The sequence below is a fragment of the Bradyrhizobium sp. CCBAU 21365 genome, assembly GCF_015291305.1.
In the GTDB taxonomy this organism is placed as follows: Bacteria; Pseudomonadota; Alphaproteobacteria; order Rhizobiales; family Xanthobacteraceae; genus Bradyrhizobium; species Bradyrhizobium elkanii.
Genome location: NZ_CP030036.1, coordinates 5,759,561 through 5,778,043, shown reverse-complemented (window position 1 = coordinate 5,778,043; position 18,483 = coordinate 5,759,561). Strand labels below are relative to the sequence as shown.

Sequence of the window (18,483 nt, the reverse complement as noted above, 5' to 3'; positions counted from 1 at the left end):
GCGGACGCCAGAAGCTCACGCGATAAGCGACAGGTACCGGTCAATATGCTCGCCAAGGACATTCTACGCATCGTTCTCTATGGAGTCGGGTTCAGCTCGCTTGGGGCGGTGATCTACCTTGCCGGTCCCTTCGTTGCTTTCGGCGACTGGCATCCGTTGGAAAATCACATCGTTCGCCAGATCGCGATCCTGCTGCTCGGCGCCGCGGCCGCAGGCATCACCGGCCTTCATTTCTTCAAGCGACGCAAGAATGCCAAAGAGATCGCCGACGGCGTCAGCGGTGCGGACCAGGCTGTCAGCGACGAGCCGGTGCTCAAGGAGCGCATGAAGGATGCGCTCGCGACACTCAAGACCGCGAGCGGCAACAAGTCCGGTTATCTCTACGATCTGCCCTGGTACGTCATCATCGGCCCGCCCGGTGCGGGAAAGACCACCGCGCTGGTCAATTCGGGGCTCAAGTTTCCGCTCGCGCGCGGGGCGACGCCGGCGGCGATCGCCGGGGTCGGCGGGACTCGCTACTGTGATTGGTGGTTTACCGAGGAGGCGGTGCTGATCGATACCGCCGGTCGCTACACAACCCAGGATTCAAACAGCAAGGCCGACAAGGAAAGCTGGCTGTCCTTTCTGGACATCCTGAAAAAGAATCGGTCGCGCCAGCCGATCAACGGCGTTCTCGTCGCGATCAGTCTGGAGGACGTGCTGACGCTGCCGAAGCAGGAACTCGCGCTTCATGCCGATGCCATCAGGATGCGGCTCCTCGAGCTGCATCAAAGGCTGAAAGTGAGCTTCCCGGTCTACGCGCTGTTCACCAAGGCCGATCTGGTTGCCGGTTTCACCGAATATTTTGCCTATCTTAGCGAGGCCGGCCGGCGCCAGGTCTGGGGCGCCACGTTCCAGACCGCCGACAAGACCCAGAATCTGGTGGGACAGGTCCCGGTCGAGTTCGATCGCCTGCTGGAACGTCTGAGCGAGGAAACGCTCGATCGTCTGCAGGACGAGCCGACGCCGCAGCACCGGGTGCAGTTGTTCGGCTTTCCGGCGCAGATGGCGCGGCTCAAGCCGCAAATCCACGATTTCCTCAACCAGATTTTCGAGCCGACGCGGTATCACGTGAACGCCAATCTGCGTGGGTTCTATTTCACGTCGGGCACCCAGCAGGGTACGCCGATCGATCAATTGATCGGATCGTTGGCGCGCACGTTCGGCGCGGAGGAGGTCGGCGCCGGATCGTACTCCGGAACCGGCAAGAGCTATTTCCTCGCCGATTTGATTTCGAAGGTCATCATCGGCGAGGCCGACTGGGTCTCGACCGATCGTGCTGCGGTTCGCCGCGCTCTGATCCTCAAGACCGCGGCGCTGTCGGTGATCGGTTTGGTGGCGATCGGGCTGATCGGTGCGTGGCTGACCAGCTACAAGCGCAACTCCGAGCTGATTGAGCAGAGCCTGCAGGCGGACAACGAGTATGCGGCCGCCGGCGCGCCGCTCATCAAGCAAACGCTGATTGCCGATCACGATCTCGACAAGGTGCTGCCGCTGCTCTATCGGCTGCGGAATGCCCCGGCCGGCTATGCCTCGCGGAATGAGCCGGTAGCACTTTCGGCGCGCTACGGGCTCAGTCAGCACGCGCGCCTGTTGTCGCCCGCGAAGGCGGCCTATCACACCGCGCTTGAGCGCATGTTCAGGCCTCGCTTGCTGTACCGCCTGGAAGAGCAGCTCAATGCGCGTATCAACGAGCCTGCCTTCGTCTATGAGGCGCTGAAGGTCTACCTGATGCTCGGCGGCCTGCAATCCCCGGACCGCGAGCTCATCCGTTCCTGGATGCAGCGCGACTGGGCGGACAACCTCTATCCCGGCGCGACCAACGCGGAAGGGCGGCGTCTGCTCGATGAAAATCTCGTCGCCATGTTCGACCTCGAAACCGAACAGCCGCCGCTGGTCGAGCTTGACGGCCGGCTGATCAAGCAGGCCCAGAATTCATTGGCGCGCCTCAGCGTGTCGCAACGCGCCTACGAGTTCCTGAAGTCGGAGGCTCGTGGATCGACCGCCGGCGACTGGATCGCCAGCCGCCGAGGCGGTCCGGACGTGGCAGTTGTCTTCGAAGCCACAAATGGGCAGCCCTTGGACAATGTGCGGGTGCCCGAGTTCTTCACCTACAACGGCTTCAATCAGAAGTTCATCGCTCGACTGCCCGGATTGTCGGAGCGCATGAAGCGCGAGCGCTGGGTCTTGGGTGACGCCGGCCAGCAGTCGGCAATCGACCAGCAGTATGACAACCTGGCTGGCGATCTGCTCAGCATCTACTCCAATGAGTTCGTGACGACGTGGCGGACTGCGCTCGGCAGTCTGCGTCTGAAGAAATTGCTCGCGGACAAGCCGAAATACGAAGTGCTGAGAGCGCTCTCGGCACCGACCTCGCCGATGCGGCAAATCCTGGAGTCGGTGCGCGATGAGACGATGCTGACCAAGGAACGCCCGAAGCCGGCGAGCGCCGGCACGCCAGCCGCGCCGCCCGCGGTGACCACGCCAGCGCTGTTCAACAATGCCCAGGATGGTACGCCTGGCGCGGCGATCGAGTCGCAGTTCAAACCCTACCATGCAGTCCTTGAAGGGGAGAGCACCCGCCGGCCGATCGACTCGACGATCGCAAACCTGAACGACATCGCGCAGAATCTGACGCTGATGGTCGAGAATCCGCAACTGACGGCGCAAGCAACGGCGGGGCTTCAGACCCAGGTTGCAGCGCTGCGCAACAATGCCTCGCGTATGCCGCCACCATTTTCCGATATGCTGCGGGCGGCGGCCGCGGAGTTCGAAGGCAGCATCGCCGCCTCCACGGCCGGTCAGATCCTGCAGTCGTTGCGCGATCAGGTCACGCCGGTCTGTCAGCAGACGGTGACCAACCGCTATCCGTTCGTGCGGGGCAGTGGTCAGGAAGTCCCCCTTGCGGATTTCGCCAAGCTGTTCAGCCCGAACGGCATCATGGACAAGTTCTTCACTCAATTCCTGGCGCCTTATGCGGATACGTCGCGGTCCGAATGGGTCTGGCGGAAGGAGAGCCCCGTCGGCCGATCGTTCTCGCCCGACACATTGAAGCAGTTCCAGAACGCCGCCTATATCCGCGATGCCTTCTTCCAAACTGGCGGTGGTGTGCCGGCGGTGTCCTTTGCAATTCGGCCGCCGGCTGCGGCCGGACCGGGCATCACAGTCAAGACCGAGATCGGCGGCACGACGATCACGAGCCCAACCACACCAGGACCAGCCCCAACTCCCTCCATGTTTGGTGCGCCGCAAGCCGCTCCTCCGCCGCCGCCGCAGAGTAATTCACCGACAACGGTGCTCTGGCCCGGTCCGTCGCCGCGGACGGCAATTTCGGTCAGTAACGAGACCGGCTCGCCATCCGTGCTCGAGCGCATCGGCCCCTGGTCATTGTTCCGAATGCTGGAGGCCGGCTCGCTGGTCGCCAAGGCGGAATCCGCCAGCGCAACTTTCATTGTTGCCGGACGTGAGCTCAACTATCAGATTTCGACCGGATCGTTGCGCAATCCACTCAACCTGTCAGTGCTCCGCGAGTTTCGTTGCCCGACCGGAATATGACCATGCGATGCGGCTTATTCGGCAAGATCGGCGCGAAGCGTGATTTCATCGCGATCGCGACGCCGCGTAACTTCCTGGAAGTCTGGGAGCCGTGGGTGCAAGCTGCCATTTCCGCGAGCCGCCATCAACTCGGCGCCGGCTGGCAGGAAGCATTCCTGACTGCGCCGATTTGGCGATTCTGGCTTGGCGCCGCGATCTGCGGCACCACCGTCGCAGGAGCGATCATGCCCTCGCTTGACGGTGTGGGGCGATACTATCCGTTGACGCTGCATGCGGTGCCGGATGGTGACGCCGCGCTGCCGCCGCCGCACATCGACCCGCAGGACGAGTGGTATGGGCAAGTGGAGACGTTTCTGCTCTCGACCCTGGACCGGGCTGCGACGTTCGAGCAGATCTCCGATGCACTGGATCGTCTCGCGCTTCCGCGTCTGCGGACGCCGGGGACTGATGGACCGCCGGTCGTGCCGCTGGGCGACGCGACGCTGGGAATGGTTTCGACGGTCGATGGGTTTGCCGAGTCGTTCGGCACGCTCTGCGGCGCCAACCCTCAAGTCTATGCCGCGGCTAGCTTCTGGTGGACCGCCGGAGGCGAAGGGTTCTCGCCGATCGCACTTTGTTGCCGCGGATTGCCGGATCCGTTTCGCTATTCCACGTTGCTGACCGGCGACGTTGGCCGCGAAGTATCCGGGACGGGATGACGCGCGATGGCACACGTCCCCTCCTTGTTCGATGTCGGTAGCGTCACTCACGCCGGACGGGTGCGGGCCCGGAATGAGGATTCATACCTGGTAAGAACCGACGTCGGCCTGTGGGCCGTCGCCGACGGTATGGGCGGCCACGAGGCGGGCGATCTTGCCAGCCGCATCGTGGTGGAGTCGCTTGATGCGATCGGCGCGCCGGACTCCGCGGCGGACCTGTTGGCGCAATGCGAGGCGCGTCTGTTCAGCGCCAACCAGCAGATCCTGGCACTCAGCCATGAAAGGCAGGGTGCCATTGTCGGGACCACAACGGCAGTCCTGCTGGTACGCGACGGCCATTATGCCTGCATCTGGGCGGGTGACAGCCGGGTGTACCTGATCAACCGCCACGGCATCACACAGGTGTCGCACGATCATAGCGAGTTGGAGGAACTGATCGCCGATGGCGCGCTATCGCGCGAAGAGGTCCAGGACTGGCCGAGCAATGCCATCACCCGGGCTGTTGGTGTCGTCGCCGATCCCGAGCTCGAGGTGGTGACCGGTCCGGCCGAGCCGGAAGACATCTTCGTGATTTGCAGCGACGGCTTGACCCGACACGTGCGGGACGACGAGATCGAGCAGCACGCGGCCACTCGCCTTGCCCAGACAGCCTGCGACGACATGCTCGCGCTCGCGCTTGATCGCGGCGGGCTCGACAACGTCACGATCGTGATCGTGCGGTTGCTCGCGCCACGATCCTCGGAGCCCACGAGGACGCCGCTCGATCCGGAGCCGCGACCATGAGCGCGAACGATCCGTTTCGGTCATCCTACCGCGGTGTGCCGGCCGGCACCCGGCTCAACGGCATCTACGAGATCGAGGCGATGATCGGGGCAGGCGGCATGGGGGAGGTCTATCGATGCCGCGAGATCCAGACCGGATCGCCCGTTGCGGTCAAGATGCTGCTTCCCGACATGGTCGACAACGAGGCGGCGCTTGTGCTGTTCCGGCGGGAGGCAGCCGCACTTCACAATCTTCCGCACGAAGCAATCGTTCGCTACTTCCTGTTCACGGTCGAACCCGCACTGCAGCGCCCGTATCTGGCGATGGAGTTTGTCAACGGGCGCTCGCTGTCGAACATGCTCGACGATGGGCCGCTGACCTTCGAGGCGCTGATCAAATTGATGCGGCGGGTCGCATCGGGCCTTCAGGCCGCTCACGAGCACGGCATTATCCATCGCGATGTCTCCCCCGACAACATTATCGTGCCGCTCGACGATGTAAGGCGGGCGAAGATCATCGACTTTGGGATCGCCCGGTCAACGCAGATGGGCGACAAGACCATCATCGGTTCCGGCTTCGCCGGCAAGGACAATTACGCGTCGCCGGAACAGGTCGGCCTGTACGGCAACGATGTCACCGCGAAATCCGACGTCTACAGCTTTGGTCTCGTGCTGTTCCATGCCCTGACCGGACAGAAGCTCGATATGGGCGGGAGCCAGTTTCAACTGGTCGAGAAGCGTCGGCGCGTGCCCGATCTCGGCGCAGTCGACATGCGCATCAGGCCGCTTCTCGAGAGGATGCTGCAGCCGGACCCGGCCTTGCGCCCGACCATGGCGGAGGTCGCCAACTGGACGCCGACGGGTTCGGCACAGCCGTCCGCAGCACCGCTCTACGGCTTCGATCCATTGGCGAATTCTCAGGCTGGTGCATCTGCGCCGCAGGAGCGGGCGCCATCGACCACGCGGGACTCCCGCCGCATCTGGCTCGGCGCCTGCGTCGCGGGGTTGCTGCTTCTGCTGGGCGGCGGTGGGTACACCTTCTATAAATTTGTCTGGAGGACATCGGGCTTGGCGGCTTTGCCGCCACCTCCGAAACTCGCCGGGACATCCACGCCGCCGAGCGAGCCTGCTCCGCCACCGCCAGCACGTCAGGAGCCGGTGAAGCTGCCGTCTCAGCCGACGTTGACGCCGTCTCCGTCCCCCGACGGGCCGGGTCGAGCCGAGCGCATCCGCAAATATGTTGCCCAATATGCGGGCGGCGACTGCTTCTTCATCCTGCCTGTTGCCGTGAGCTCAAGTGCAGCCGTCATTGAAGGCTTCGGCGCTTCGACCGCCCCGTTCGATACCTTCGACAAGGCGTTTCGAAAGGAGCAGGGATTTGAGGCGTCGGTCGGCGTCAGGCAGGTGAATCAGGCACAATGTCCGGCCGTCAAATTCCTCAGTCAGGTCGGAAGCGATCAAGCGCGTGCGCCCCGCATCAACCTGTCGGCGACGGAGCTGAAGGCCGGCGAGACCCTCAATGGGACCGTCGAGAATTTTGCCAACCGGGTGGTGGAACTGCTCATGGTCTCGGATCGCGGCGAGGTGCGCAGCCTGTCCTATCTCCTGAAGCCGGGCGTCGACTCGCTTTCCTTTGCTCTGCCGATGGAGCGTACGACCGGTCCGCAACTCCTGTTGGCCGTCGCAGCCCCGCGGGTCCTGGATTCATTGCGCCAGCCGCGACCGATGGCTGCCGACACATTCTTCCTGCAGGCGACGAGCGAAGCTCAACGCGGCAACGTCACCATCACCGCGGCTGGACGGTATGTGATGCTCACCAATTGAGCCGCCGTTCAGAATCTGCCGATCATCAGGATCTTCAGGTCGGCATCCGGCTTGAAGTCGCTCGCCGTGAACTGCCGCGCGTTGTCGGCAGATGACGGCTTGAGATGCCCCGGACAAAAACTGACCAGACGGTCGTCGCCGCCCGGATCGATCGTCAACGTGAAGGACCGGATTGGTCCCGCCCAGTTCGCGCCCGTCTTGAGCACGTAGGAAATGCGCCGCTCCTGCAGCTTTGCGGTATTGGCCTGGCTGTCACCTGTGCGCTTGTCCAATTCGGCAAGGAACGCGTCCGTAACGCAATAGTCTCTCCGGTACCGCTCGACTTCCGGACCTAGCGCTGCGCTGCGACGCAGGCCCGAGCGCAGGACCGTGTCAGGGCTGGAGCCGACGCTCGGGCGATATTGATGTTCGACGGTGACGGTACGCGCCGCTGGAAACACCTGCTCGCGAACGGCGGACGTCTTGGTTATCCAGCCGGGCGTATATTGCTGGCGACCGTTGTCGCTCATGCCGGCAGGCATCAGAAGGCCATCATCGATCAGCTTCGTGCGGGTTGTCGCCGGCAGGTCGGCGACCCGGATCTCCCGATCACCGAGCGGCAGCAAAGGCAGTTTGAACTGACGGAGGAGGGCGGTGACGTCCTTGTTGCCGACCATGGCGCGCTGGTCGATGGTCAGCGGCACCGCGTTGCCGTCGATCCTGGTTTCGAACGCGACGAAGTTGACTGGATCGCTCGATGGAAACGCAATGTTCTCGGCTTCGGACAAATCGATGTCGGGCAGCGGAAAGGCAACGGTGAGCGCAACCGGCTTGCTCGTCTGGTTGACGAATTGGTAGCGAACGCTGACCCGGTCCAGCCCGATTCGAAGCTCCTCGCTCGCCATGGCCACGTCCTTGGTGCGGACGAATTGCAGCCCGCCGATGGACAATTCTGCCGCCGAATCGTTCGCCCGCGCAGGCCAGCCGGTTGCGGCCAACAGAACGATCATCAAGGCTCGCGACCTCAACGACAGCCCGCTTAACGCTCCATTTGCCATGCCGGCCTCCATGCGGCGCCGCAGCGTGTGTCGGTGTGGGTCAATCGATCGCCTGGTAAAGGTCGCCCCATTCCGGCTTCCAGACGCCATCGGGGTCGCAAACCACGATCGCGAGCTTCATGTCATTGGCGAGACGGATTGCGCCGCGAAAGGCATCCTGGGCCGGCAGATCGGCGCTGACCTGGTCGCTGCTCAGGCGTCCCCCGCTTGCGGCGGCCGGCAACACGATTGACCCGGAGGCGCCGGCATTGTCGCGTCTCAAAACCAGCGTAATCGCGTCGGGCTGGATTTCGCTGACTTGCTCAAATCTGTTTCGGGCCATGATTTTGCACTGCAAGCTGAAGGAGTTCGGACTATCACCGTCCAGTGAAAGAGTTGAACGGGATCGGGGTTGCTCGCCACTAATTGACGCTGCACTCGTGCAGTCTTGGATTAGGCAGTCTTGGATTAGTCGGACTGACGCCGCATTCGGTTCGGTTACATTGAGGCGGATATGCTTCGTCGATCTAGCTGGATCTGGCTCTCTATCGTCGGCGCGGCCATAGCTGCCACCGGGGCTAGGGCCGACGATGCGGTCGTGCGAAGCTTTGCCGGCGGTTCGGCTGCATCCATGGTGGGGATCGTCGCGGCCAGCCAGGACGTCGAACTCGCGGGCCCGCAAGCGCTCAGCGCTGACGGGCAGGGAAACCTGTTTGTGCTCGATCAAATCAATGGCCGCATTCTGCAGTTCGACCCCAAACAACCGAACACGGCTCCTGACATCCTGAAGATGCCCGGCGATGTGCAGCCCACCGACCTCGTCGTCCATAACGACGACATCATGGTTTGGGACGGCGGCGTACGGATGCTGAAGGCGGCACCAGGCCAGTCCACCCGCGGGCTGGGCGGAGACGTGATCCAGCTGGAGGAAGTCTCATCCCGCGGAACCGACGACCAGGTCGCCATTTCGGCCTTCGCGCAGATGGGCTCCCAGGCGCTGAGCAGCCCGACCGACTTGCTGGATCAGGATACGCGCGCGGCCATCGTGAGGACCACGCGACAGCCCGACCGGCAATATATCGCCTCGCGCAGCAAGGGATCGGTGATCGCCGATATCATTCCCGACAAGGGCAATGCCGGGGTTCGGGTCGAAATCCAGACCATGGTCTCCAACGAGACCATCGGTCAGCTCGGCCTGCGGGTCCGCAACCAGCTCGGCACCGTGGAGTTTCTCGAGATCGACAACAGCGACCGCTTCTACGTGCTGGCCGAGGACATTCCTCCGTCGGGCAAGAATGCCTCCACCTTCGTCGCACGCTATGCCGCGAACGGACGGCTTGAGGGGATCTACGAGCTGCCGCTGGAGAACACGCCCGTGACCCGGCGGTTCGTCACCGTCTCGGGCGACGGCGATGTCTATTTTCTGCGCACCAAGCCGGATGGTGTCGAGGTGGTCGGTGTCGGCTTCCGCCCCCTGGGGAAGGTGTCCGTCATTGACGTCAGGCCGTCGCGCACGGCGGCCGCGCCGGCGGCGGCGCGGCCGGATATCAAGTTCAATGCGACCGCCGCCGTGCGGCCGTCCAATCGTCAGCAGGCGATCGAGACCGCCTTCGCGTTTGAGGGCATTCAGTGGAAGCTGACACCGGCCAACTACGGCAGCGATCCCGACAGCCAATGCTCCGGTTTCAGCCGTATTCGCCGGCCGTGGTATCTGCAGGGCAAGGTAAACCAGGAAGTGCGAGGCGTGCCCTATTGCTGGGGCTGCCACGGTTCGCTCGCGAATTTCCGGCAGCGGATCGACAGCGGGACGCTGGCGGGCAATGTCTGCACCCGCAACGAGCCACGGCCGGATGTGGCCGGTGTCGACTGTTCGGCATTCGTCAGCGCCGCGTGGGGGCTTTCCGTCCACTACACGACCGCCGCCATCCCCGCGATCGCCGCGCCCGTGACCAACCCCTGGGACCTCAAGCCTGGTGATGCCCTGAACAAACCGGGTTCCCACGTGATGTTGTTCCTGCGGTTCACCCCGGATCGCAAGGCCGAGGTCATGGAATCCTCGACCGGTGGCTGCAACGGTCGGGTCTGCCGCAACGTCTATCCGCTCGCAAGCCTGCTCGCGCGCGGCTACGTTCCGGTCCGCTTTCGCGCGTTCGCAGACGATCAGACGACCGTTTCCGCGAACGCCTATCAGGAGACCGAGGCGCCGACAGGCCGCAAGACGGCGAATAAACGGCGCTGAACCTGAGGTCTTGCCAAGACTACAGATGAACAAGGCTACAGATGAACATGGATCACCGCCTGCGCGCTGGTTTCCGGAGGTCCGGACGGCATTCCTGCCGCTCTGCCTTGCCGTGCGGTTCCAGGGCGGACCTGCTTGATATCGAGGTGGATCGCGATGCGAACGTTCAAGGGCTTTGATCGAAGGACCGGTTGGCTGTGTGCCGCCATCCTGCTCGCTGCGTTGATCGGCCTGCCACTCCAGCGCGCGCATGCGGCGGGTGAGCTGTCGATAAGCAATCCTGACGGTGCGGCTCTCCGGGCGCTCGTCATCGGGATCGACGACTACCAGCATGTGCGCAAGTTGAAGGGCGCGGTCGCCGACGCCAATGACATCGTGTCGAGCTTGAGGACCATGGGCGTCAGCGATGTGGTCGAGCTGACCAATGCACAGGCCGACAGGGCGAGCGTGCTGCGCGAGATCAGCTCACTGGTGGAGCGGACAAAGAACAACGATCTCGTCTTCCTGTCGATCGCGGGCCACGGCACGCAGGAGCCGGAGCGGATCAAAGGCTCCGAACCGGACGGAATGGAGAACGTGTTCCTGCTGCCCGAATTCGCGACCACGCCAGCCGGGTCGGTCGAGCGTATTCTGGGAAGCGAATTCAACCATTTCATCCGGCAGTTCGAATTGCGCGGCGCAAGGGTGATCTTCGTCGCGGATACCTGCCATGGCGGCGGAATGGTGCGCGATATCGATCCGCGTGCGGCTGAGATGAGCTTTCGACAGGTGCCGCGCTACACGCTGCTGGTCGATGAATTGAAGCCGGTGTCGAGCAGCGACGACCCGAAGTCCGAACTCGATCTCGACCACACCGCGTTCATCGCCGCGGTCGATCGGCACACCAAGGCTCCGGAAGTGCGGATTCCCGGGATCGATGGCCTGCGCGGCGCCCTGAGTTATGCCGTCGCGCGCGCCGTGGAGGGCAACGCGGACATCAATCATGATGGCAAGGTGACTTTGAAGGAGCTTTTCAGCAATGTCCGGCAGGTGGTCTATCAGCTGTCCGACCAGCGCCAGAACATCGTGACGGTATCGTCGCCGGCACAGACGCCGGAAACCGAGGTCGCCTTCGAATTGACGCGCGGCGTGGTGCTGATCCAGGGGACGGCCGCGAGAGCTGCCTCCGGCCAGGTTGCCAACGTCGCGTCCGCCGAGAAACAGATCCCTGCGCCACCGGCCGTTACGGCCAAGTCGCAAACTGCTCCAACCAGTGCCGCTGCGACCGCCCCGGCCGCGCCCAGTGCCGCACTGCCGCCGTTCCGCCTCACCACGCCGATCCGCCTGGCGGCGCTTGACGGCAAGATGAACTATTTCACCAGCGTCAAGCCACAGGACGCCAGCGTGCAGGCCGTTCAACCGACTGATAATCCCGACCTGATCTGGGATCCCGTATCCCATGACGTGATTGCCTGGGGCGACGTCGTGGCCTATGGCGTTGACGTTGGCGGCTTGACGACAGTTGTCAACCGAACCGCGGCAATCCGGGAGCTGAAGCGCATGGCGACGAAGTCGCCGCAGCTGATGCGTATCTGGCCGGATGATCGACAGCAGCGCAGCGGACAGACCGTCGAGGTCGAATTGTCCGACGTCGGTTCACGGGCGGTGCTGCTGTTCAACGTGTCCGGCGATGGAACTATCCAAATGCTGTATCCGGTGGGGTCCGATGCCGCGCTGGCTCGATCGGCAAATCTGCGGCTGCCTCTCCGGGTGGGCGAGCCGTTCGGTGCCGAGCAGATCGTTGCGGTGACCTCGCAGCAGCGGATGGTCGATCTGGAGACGGTCCTGATGCAGCTCAACCGGCGTCGTGCCTCGGGGCAGGTGATCAAGAGTCTGGAGCGCTATCTGCCGGCTGACGCGCGGATCGCGTCAATCGGCTTTTTCAGCGTTCCCTGACAAAGCTGTGACAGCCAGTCATGTCGCCAGCGAAACTGTTTTCCCGGAAGCAATCCTGGCTCGCGCTCGTACCGTTGCTGGCGGGAAGTGGGGTCGCGTGCGCGGCGCCGCCGCCATCGGCATTTCCATCTGCAGCGACGAACGTTTCCTTGCTCTGGCACGTACAGGCCCCGCGCGGCCCGGCAAATGCTGCCGGCGTGACGCTTGAGATCCTGCCGGGTCCAACTGTCAACATTGGCGGCAAGGTGTCATTCGGCGTAACCGCCCGGAAGCCCGGCTATCTGATGCTGGTGGATGTGGATGCGGAAGGGCGGATGAGCCAGATCTTTCCGACTGCCGAGCTATTGGCGCAGTCGGTCGGACCCGACATGAATCTTGTGAAGCCTGGCGTCCAATTCATTGTTCCGACCCCGGCGGCTCAGCAGCGTGGATTTGAATATGTCGTCGCGCCGCCGGCCGGGTCCGCTGTGATCGTTGCGATCCTGAGCGAGCGACGTGTGCAATTGCTCGATTTGCCAGACATTCAGCGCAAGCTTCAGGGGCCGGCCGACACGTTGAGCTACCTGTCGGATTGGACCAGTCAGCTGCGGATACCGGAGGGCGGCGGCGGAAGACTGTTGCCGAACAATTGGTCGTTCGACATCAAATCATACTCCATCAAGTAGGTAAGCGAGAATATTCCTGCGGCCGGGCTGCTGTCCGGCGTCTTGCGTGCAGGGCCCTGCGCCCTTGCCCCCGGCATTGCCGATTGCGGGAGGAGACGGCGGCCCGTACATGATCTCGAGCCGCCGTGCATGCCGTCCTAATTGCAGACCTCGACATTGCCGGTACCGCCGCCGGGACCTCCGCCGCCACGGTAATCGAGATGACACCCGCGGCGGACCGGGCGGCATAGATAAGCATCACACACGATCTGGCCGCTGCCGCCCGAGGGCCTTGCAGTCGCCTGTCGTCGTCGGGGAACATCGGCTTGCGGCTCGGAGGTATCGCGGACCGGCCGATCCGCGCGCGACGGGCGCTCATCCGTGTTGCGCTTTGCCACCGGCTTTTTCCCGCGCCGCTTCTCGCATTCGTTGTCCTCGTTCAGGAACGAGCCTTCGGCGCAGGTGATTTTGCGGCACTGGTCGCCATCGGTCTTGTAGCCGTGTTCGCAGATCAACGGGCAAACCCGGGCCGGTTTCAGCTTGATCGCATCGAGCGCATCGAGGCTTGCAAGCTTGACGTCAAGTTTGGTTCCGGCGTGCCGGTTGAACAGGGTCAGGGAGCGACGCGAGGCCGCGTTCCACTCACCGTCGATGGAGCCTGTGAAACAGCCAACCCGGCTCAACTCGCTCTGCACCGATTTGGCAAGATCCTCCTGCGGCGGCGCCGTGTTCAAGGCGGCCACCTTCGCGCCCTCGCTATTCTGGGACGGGGTCGCGGTTGCGATATTGTCCGTCTTGGCGCTGTCGGGCGTGGATCCGTTCGCGGAAAGCATGGCGACCGTTGAGGTTTGCGATGCGGTCCGCTTCCGTTCAGCCTCAGCAGCCTGGTCCTGCGCCGCCTGCTTCGTTCTTTCTGCCGCGATGCGGGCATCCTCCGCAGCCTTGAAATCTGCGGCCGCCTTTTCCTGCTCTGCTCGCTGGGCACCTTCGGACGCAAGCCGAGCCTTCTGCTGCTCCGCTTCCTGCGCTTTCCGGGTCGCGGTAACGCGCGCGTCCTCCGCGTCGATCTGACTGAGCTGAAGCTTGGCCAGATTTGCGTAATAGCCGTCGGGATGCTGGGCGAGGAACGCGCTCATGGCGGCCTTGTTACCCAGTTGCAGGGCCAATTCGTAGTCGCGACGAATCTCCGACGAAGCGTTAGCCGGCGGCGCCGCCGGCTCCTCTGCCTTTGGTACGAGCGCAACGTCCTCACCGCCCAGCGATCCGTAAACGTAGGGCTCCTGCCGGTTGCCCGTGGCTTGCAGGACATCATCGCGGACGAAGCCGAAAGCCCTGCGCAGGTCGAGGCCAGGCTTTGCAATATATTTCACCAGCGCCGTCGCGTAGGGACTGTTCGTGCTGTTGCCGTCGAGCGCGGTCAGTCCCGCCTTGGCCGCAAACGCGATCAGCGTGTTGGACACGGCGGGTTCTACCCGGGCGAGCCCGCGGCTGATCGCGCGTGAGGCGACGGTTCGCTTCATCGTGTCGGCGAATGGATTGTTGCGGCAGGCGTCAACGATCACGACGCGCAGCTGCTTCGCGGGCTCGATCGCGAGCAGGACGCGATCGAGCGAGAAGGCCTCGTCATAGATATCGGTGTCGCGTTCCAGCCTGGCATCCGTCGGAATCAGATAATTCGTCCCGTCGATCTCGATTCCGTGACCTGCATAGTAGACGATGGCGATGTCTGCATCGCGAGCTTGATCGGCGAAATCCCTCAGTGCCCGCCGCATGTCGCTCGAGGTCAGGTTCAGCCGAGACTCCACCAAATCGAACCCGGCGCCCTTCAAGGTCGCGGCGATAGCGGTGGCATCATTGGCAGGATTTGGAAGCAATGGCGCATTTTGATAGTTCGAATTTCCGACCACCAAAGCCACCCGCTTCGTTGCCCAGGCGGGCTGAGACGCCAGGAGAACTGAAGCAGCAAGAACAACAAGAACTCGGAGGAGCGTGTAGCGCATGGCGAACGTCCAAAAATCGGCTCGAAACAACGGGAGCTTTATCGAAGGTGGCCGCGCGCAAACTCCACTGCGTCAAGCGTTACGAGCGCCGGCATTCCTCCGTACAGTAACAATCCTGAGTCCAATCCATTCCTGATGTTGTCGCTTGGGGAAGCGAGAATGTTCAAGGATACACCGAAGCGTGTAGGGCCGGTGGCGGACGGCCGAATAAATGTCAGATGACCTGTAAGATATTGAAATAGCTGCTTTTTATCTTTAGCGCCGGAATGGCTGGCAGTGCCGCCATTCGGGCGGCTTCGCCAAGCGAAGCTCCATCTCTCGATAGTGATCTCGGAATTGAACTCGCATGCTCGAGCGATGCGCGTGCCGGATCGTCAGGGTGTGACGGCCGCGTCGTTAGTCTCGGTGGCATCGACAAGGTTCAGCCCGTACGTCTCGGCCGTTTGTCGCAGCCCCGGGCCTCTTCCATAGGAGCGCGAACTGCGTCTATCTGGAAGCAACGCCGATCCGTTCGAGCTGAGACGTGCGAGTCCCGAAAGAATCGAAATCTGCGTCCTCGGGAACTGGCCGTCGACGTGTGGACGCCCACCGCAGGTGTCGTTGAAATCTCTAGCGTTGGAGACGCACATGTCTATTCCGCTGAAAATCTATGTCACCTCATTTGCCGAGAAAGGTGTCGCCGAGCCTCAAAAATGGAGTGGCGAGGCCGCCAAGAAGGCACTGGATGTGGTCAATAAGATCTGGGCGAAGGCCAAGATCGCGTTCGTGATCAATGATTACGTGGAAGACAAACCGCTCGATATGGCGAAGAGCGCGCGCAACAATGATCAGCGCGTGCTGGATGTTCTCAGTCTCCGGCATGCTCCCGACAATGCGGTCCACATCTATCTCGTCAATCCGATTGTCAATCTCTCGGCCGGTGGCGGCTCATACCTTCATAGCGATCCCGAGCCGGCAAGCTTTGTCCAATGGTATGGCAATGACTTTGCCAACGGACGCGCGTGGGCCCATGAACTTGGGCATTTGATGAGTCTCGACCACGTCGACGTAGATTACGCCGATGAGAAGCAGGCCGCCCTGCGCAGCAACTTGATGACGAAGGGATTGAGCGTGGGAAGCGATTTGACCGGTCAGCAGATCAGCACGGCCAAAAGTTCAAAACTGGTGAAGCGATTTGGCGGCTGACGTCGGAACCTGTTGCTGGCGCCTTCCATGAAACGGATTACCGCCAGCCCGATCGCTCGTTCGCCCGCCAACCGCCGGAGAGACGCCATGCCCAGGATCGACCTTGCAAACGTGCCGGAACGCAAGGGGACCGGCTATCCGGCGGAGTTTGCCGCGCCGTGCGCCGAGCGGGTGCGGCAGCGTCTCGGTGATGCCGGCGGGCTCGCCGACTTCGGCGTCAACCTGATGCGGCTGCCGCCCGGCAACTGGTCGAGCCAGCGCCACTGGCACTCGGATGAGGACGAGTTCGTCTATGTGCTGGCGGGCGAAGTGGTGCTGGTGGAAGACGACGGCGAGACGGTGCTGCGGGCCGGCGATTGCGCGGCGTTTCCGAAAAACTCCGGCAACGGGCATCATCTGATCAACAGGTCGCAGATGACGGCGACCTATCTCGAGGTCGGCTCGCGCTCGCGCGCCGACGTCATCACCTGCTCCGACATCGACATGATGAGCCCGAGCTCCGACGGCCGCTTCCTGCACAAGGACGGCACGCCGTACGAATAGCCCCACCTGCCGCGGTGCGCCCGAAATCGGGCGTTGCGGATTGGCCGGCGAAGGACCAATGTTCCGGCGAGGAGCTTTGGTCGCGTCCATGGCGGAATGGTATTTCATCTGGGTCGACGGTCCGCGCGGGCCCGAGCCGCAGAAATGGTCGTCGGACGCGCTGTGGGGCCAGCTGGCGCGTCAGGACGTGATTGTGCGTTTTCCCCTGAGCGATCGCGAGGCCGAATTGTCGCTCGACCAGCTCGCAAGGCTGCACCCGGTGCCGCAGTGAGCTGCGCCGCAGTTTCCGTCGACGTTCGATCCGCCGGGTTGAACATCAGACCGAAAGATCGAAGCCGGGCGTCGCGACCTCGGTCAGGAACGAGGCGACGAACATCTTGCCCAGCACGTGCTTGGCCGCCGGCGTGCCGGCCTTGAGCCGGCCGCCGCGTGTGGCCTCTGCGAGCTCGGCAAGCGTCGGTGCCGCAAGGCTCGTGTCGGGTGCGGCGCGCGGCGCCGTCGCCGATGCGCTGAGCAGCACGCCGGCGTAGTAGAGCCGGGTGAGTGCGCGGACATGTGCGAGCCGTGCGCGCAGCGCCTCGTCGAGCGGGTGGCCGAGCCAGGCACAATGCAAAATGCTTTCCAGCTCCAGCGTGCGCGCCAGGCTGTCGCCGACAATCGCAAGGTCGACCAGCGGATCGGTGCGATAGGCGGACTCCCAGTCGATCATCCAGAGCCTGTTGCCGTCGAACAGGATGTTGGCGGGGAGCGAGTCGTTGTGGCTCGACACCGAGTTGGCCTCATCCCAGGCATACGCCGCGCGGATGCGCGCGAGCTGCTCGTTGCAGCGCTCAAGCACGCCGGGCGCGAACAGGCCGGTGTGGCCGACATGGGCCCAGAGCCGGGCCACGATGTCGGGGTAGCGCACGAAAGCGGGAAAGGTCGGCGTCGCCTGCAAGCGCGCCAATAATTCGCCGAGTGCCTTCGCCAGCGCCGGCAAGCCGCCGGGATAGCGGCCGAGCGGCTGCCGTTGCACAAAATCCATCACCGCGACGCGCGAGGCCTCGTCGACATAATGGAGTCGCGGCGCGATGCCGGCCTCGGCCGCGATCCTGAGCGACACATACTGAAACGGATTGCGCAGCGGGCTCGGCATTCCTTCGATTCGGAGCAAATAATTCTCGCCGTGCGCATCGATCCGGAACAATTGCGCCGACGTTGCGCCGCCCGAGACGGATGTGACGGCGTCGATCGCTGCGGTGCCGATCACCTGACGCAGTGCGGCATGTGCTGCGTCGCGCTCTGCCGGCGGAAGTTTATCGAGAGCACTCATGCGCAAGAAGTTAGCATGGCCGCCATGCGCGCCGAAATCGTGTTGATGCAGCGTTCGCGATCTATTGCTGGAAGCGCACGACGAAGCATGAAACAATGCTGCAAAAATCATGTTGGGAGAGAACTTGATGTCGTTCGAGCGGGGGTTGCATTGCGCCGTTGCGTGCCGATCATGGATCGCGTTGCCATTATTCTGCCTGATCAGCACGTTCGGAGTGGTGCATAACGCCGCCGCGAACGAGTCCTTGCAGATTGTGGACGCGCGCGTGCCGGCGGTCGACAAAGCGGGCGGGGACCTTCCCTTGACCATGACGATCAAGAACGAGGCCGACAGCGCCGATGCGCTGCTTCGTGTCCGCTGCCCGGTTGCGAATTTTTCCGAGCGTCATACTGTGGATCGCGGCGAAGGGGCACCGGCGATGCGCTCGATATCCAATATACCAGTGCCGGCGAAGGCAATGCTCGAGCTGAAGCGCGACGGTTATCACGTCATGCTGCTGCAGATGCGTCAGGCGCTCACGCCGGGCGAGACCTTCAAATGCGCGATCGTTTTTCAGAAAGCAGGCACCATCGAGACGGAGGTACAGGTCCAGAAGTGACCTCACATAAGTGACTCAAGAAGGCGGCGGGTGGTGCACAGCCATGCGCCGGGACTCAAGGCTTCTCGCGTGATCGCCCGTGTGTGACGGGCGGTTCGATCAATGAAGAATGCTAGATCCGGAGGAAATGAACT

The 18,483-nt window shown here is 63.1% G+C and carries 15 protein-coding genes; 11 read left to right on the top strand and 4 right to left on the bottom strand.

The features are described from left to right. The first annotated feature begins 45 nt into the window (after positions 1–45). Genes tssM through XI02_RS27080 form a run of 4 tightly spaced genes read left to right on the top strand, consistent with a single transcriptional unit; the run spans position 46 to position 6,877 of the window. A complete protein-coding gene (gene tssM / locus XI02_RS27095; protein WP_038380495.1) occupies positions 46–3,594 on the top strand; it encodes a type VI secretion system membrane subunit TssM in 3,549 nt (1,182 codons plus the stop codon). Next, on the top strand, positions 3,591–4,292 hold the full coding sequence (gene tagF / locus XI02_RS27090; protein ID WP_018272194.1) for a type VI secretion system-associated protein TagF: 702 nt from the start codon (positions 3,591–3,593) through the stop codon (positions 4,290–4,292). The genes tssM and tagF overlap by 4 nt, the downstream gene beginning before the upstream one ends. A gap of 6 nt (positions 4,293–4,298) precedes the next feature. After that, entirely contained in the window at positions 4,299–5,075 is a 777-nt protein-coding gene (locus XI02_RS27085; protein ID WP_026192912.1) for a PP2C family serine/threonine-protein phosphatase, read from the top strand. Next, positions 5,072–6,877 carry a serine/threonine-protein kinase gene (locus XI02_RS27080; protein WP_018272193.1) on the top strand — a complete coding sequence of 602 codons (1,806 nt, stop codon included), beginning with the start codon at positions 5,072–5,074 and terminating at the stop codon, positions 6,875–6,877. The genes XI02_RS27085 and XI02_RS27080 overlap by 4 nt, the downstream gene beginning before the upstream one ends. 8 nt (positions 6,878–6,885) lie before the next feature. Here XI02_RS27080 and XI02_RS27075 read toward each other — a convergent pair whose 3' ends face one another. Both XI02_RS27075 and XI02_RS27070 read right to left on the bottom strand, forming a co-directional pair. After that, positions 6,886–7,866, bottom strand: a complete 981-nt coding sequence (locus tag XI02_RS27075) for a DUF4424 domain-containing protein (RefSeq protein WP_026192911.1) — start codon at positions 7,864–7,866, stop codon at positions 6,886–6,888. A gap of 88 nt (positions 7,867–7,954) precedes the next feature. Further along, positions 7,955–8,236: a hypothetical protein gene (locus XI02_RS27070; protein WP_018272191.1), complete on the bottom strand. Its 282-nt coding sequence runs from the start codon at positions 8,234–8,236 to the stop codon at positions 7,955–7,957. Positions 8,237–8,407: 171 nt separating this feature from the next. Between XI02_RS27070 and XI02_RS27065 the strand changes: the two genes are divergently transcribed. From XI02_RS27065 to XI02_RS27055, 3 genes are all read left to right on the top strand, one after another. Further along, on the top strand, positions 8,408–10,132 hold the full coding sequence (locus XI02_RS27065) for a hypothetical protein (protein WP_026192910.1): 1,725 nt from the start codon (positions 8,408–8,410) through the stop codon (positions 10,130–10,132). A 156-nt stretch (positions 10,133–10,288) separates the two neighbouring features. Continuing rightward, positions 10,289–12,067, top strand: a complete 1,779-nt coding sequence (locus tag XI02_RS27060; protein ID WP_172647753.1) for a caspase family protein — start codon at positions 10,289–10,291, stop codon at positions 12,065–12,067. 20 nt (positions 12,068–12,087) lie between these two features. After that, the gene (locus XI02_RS27055) at positions 12,088–12,732 is read left to right on the top strand and encodes a DUF4384 domain-containing protein (RefSeq protein ID WP_026192908.1); all 645 of its coding nucleotides are present in this window, start codon (positions 12,088–12,090) and stop codon (positions 12,730–12,732) included. Between the two features lie 137 nt (positions 12,733–12,869). Here the strand turns inward: XI02_RS27055 and XI02_RS27050 are convergent, their stop codons facing one another. After that, complete coding sequence (locus XI02_RS27050) at positions 12,870–14,711, bottom strand: caspase family protein (RefSeq protein WP_063709304.1); 1,842 nt, start codon at positions 14,709–14,711, stop codon at positions 12,870–12,872. A gap of 627 nt (positions 14,712–15,338) precedes the next feature. Here XI02_RS27050 and XI02_RS27045 point away from each other — a divergent pair. From XI02_RS27045 to XI02_RS27035, 3 genes are all read left to right on the top strand, one after another. After that, positions 15,339–15,896 (top strand): hypothetical protein, encoded by a 558-nt coding sequence (locus XI02_RS27045; protein ID WP_018272186.1) that lies wholly within the window; start codon positions 15,339–15,341, stop codon positions 15,894–15,896. Between the two features lie 87 nt (positions 15,897–15,983). After that, entirely contained in the window at positions 15,984–16,439 is a 456-nt protein-coding gene (locus tag XI02_RS27040) for a cupin domain-containing protein (protein WP_018272185.1), read from the top strand. Between the two features lie 88 nt (positions 16,440–16,527). After that, positions 16,528–16,710, top strand: coding sequence for a hypothetical protein (locus tag XI02_RS27035; RefSeq protein ID WP_168857061.1), 183 nt, complete (start codon positions 16,528–16,530; stop codon positions 16,708–16,710). Positions 16,711–16,755: 45 nt separating this feature from the next. On the opposite strand, the gene XI02_RS27030 is transcribed toward XI02_RS27035, so the two are convergent. Continuing rightward, on the bottom strand, positions 16,756–17,751 hold the full coding sequence (locus XI02_RS27030) for a phosphotransferase (protein ID WP_038380492.1): 996 nt from the start codon (positions 17,749–17,751) through the stop codon (positions 16,756–16,758). A 127-nt stretch (positions 17,752–17,878) separates the two neighbouring features. Between XI02_RS27030 and XI02_RS27025 the strand changes: the two genes are divergently transcribed. Beyond that, positions 17,879–18,349: a copper chaperone PCu(A)C gene (locus tag XI02_RS27025; RefSeq protein WP_080583245.1), complete on the top strand. Its 471-nt coding sequence runs from the start codon at positions 17,879–17,881 to the stop codon at positions 18,347–18,349. Positions 18,350–18,483: the final 134 nt, after the last annotated feature.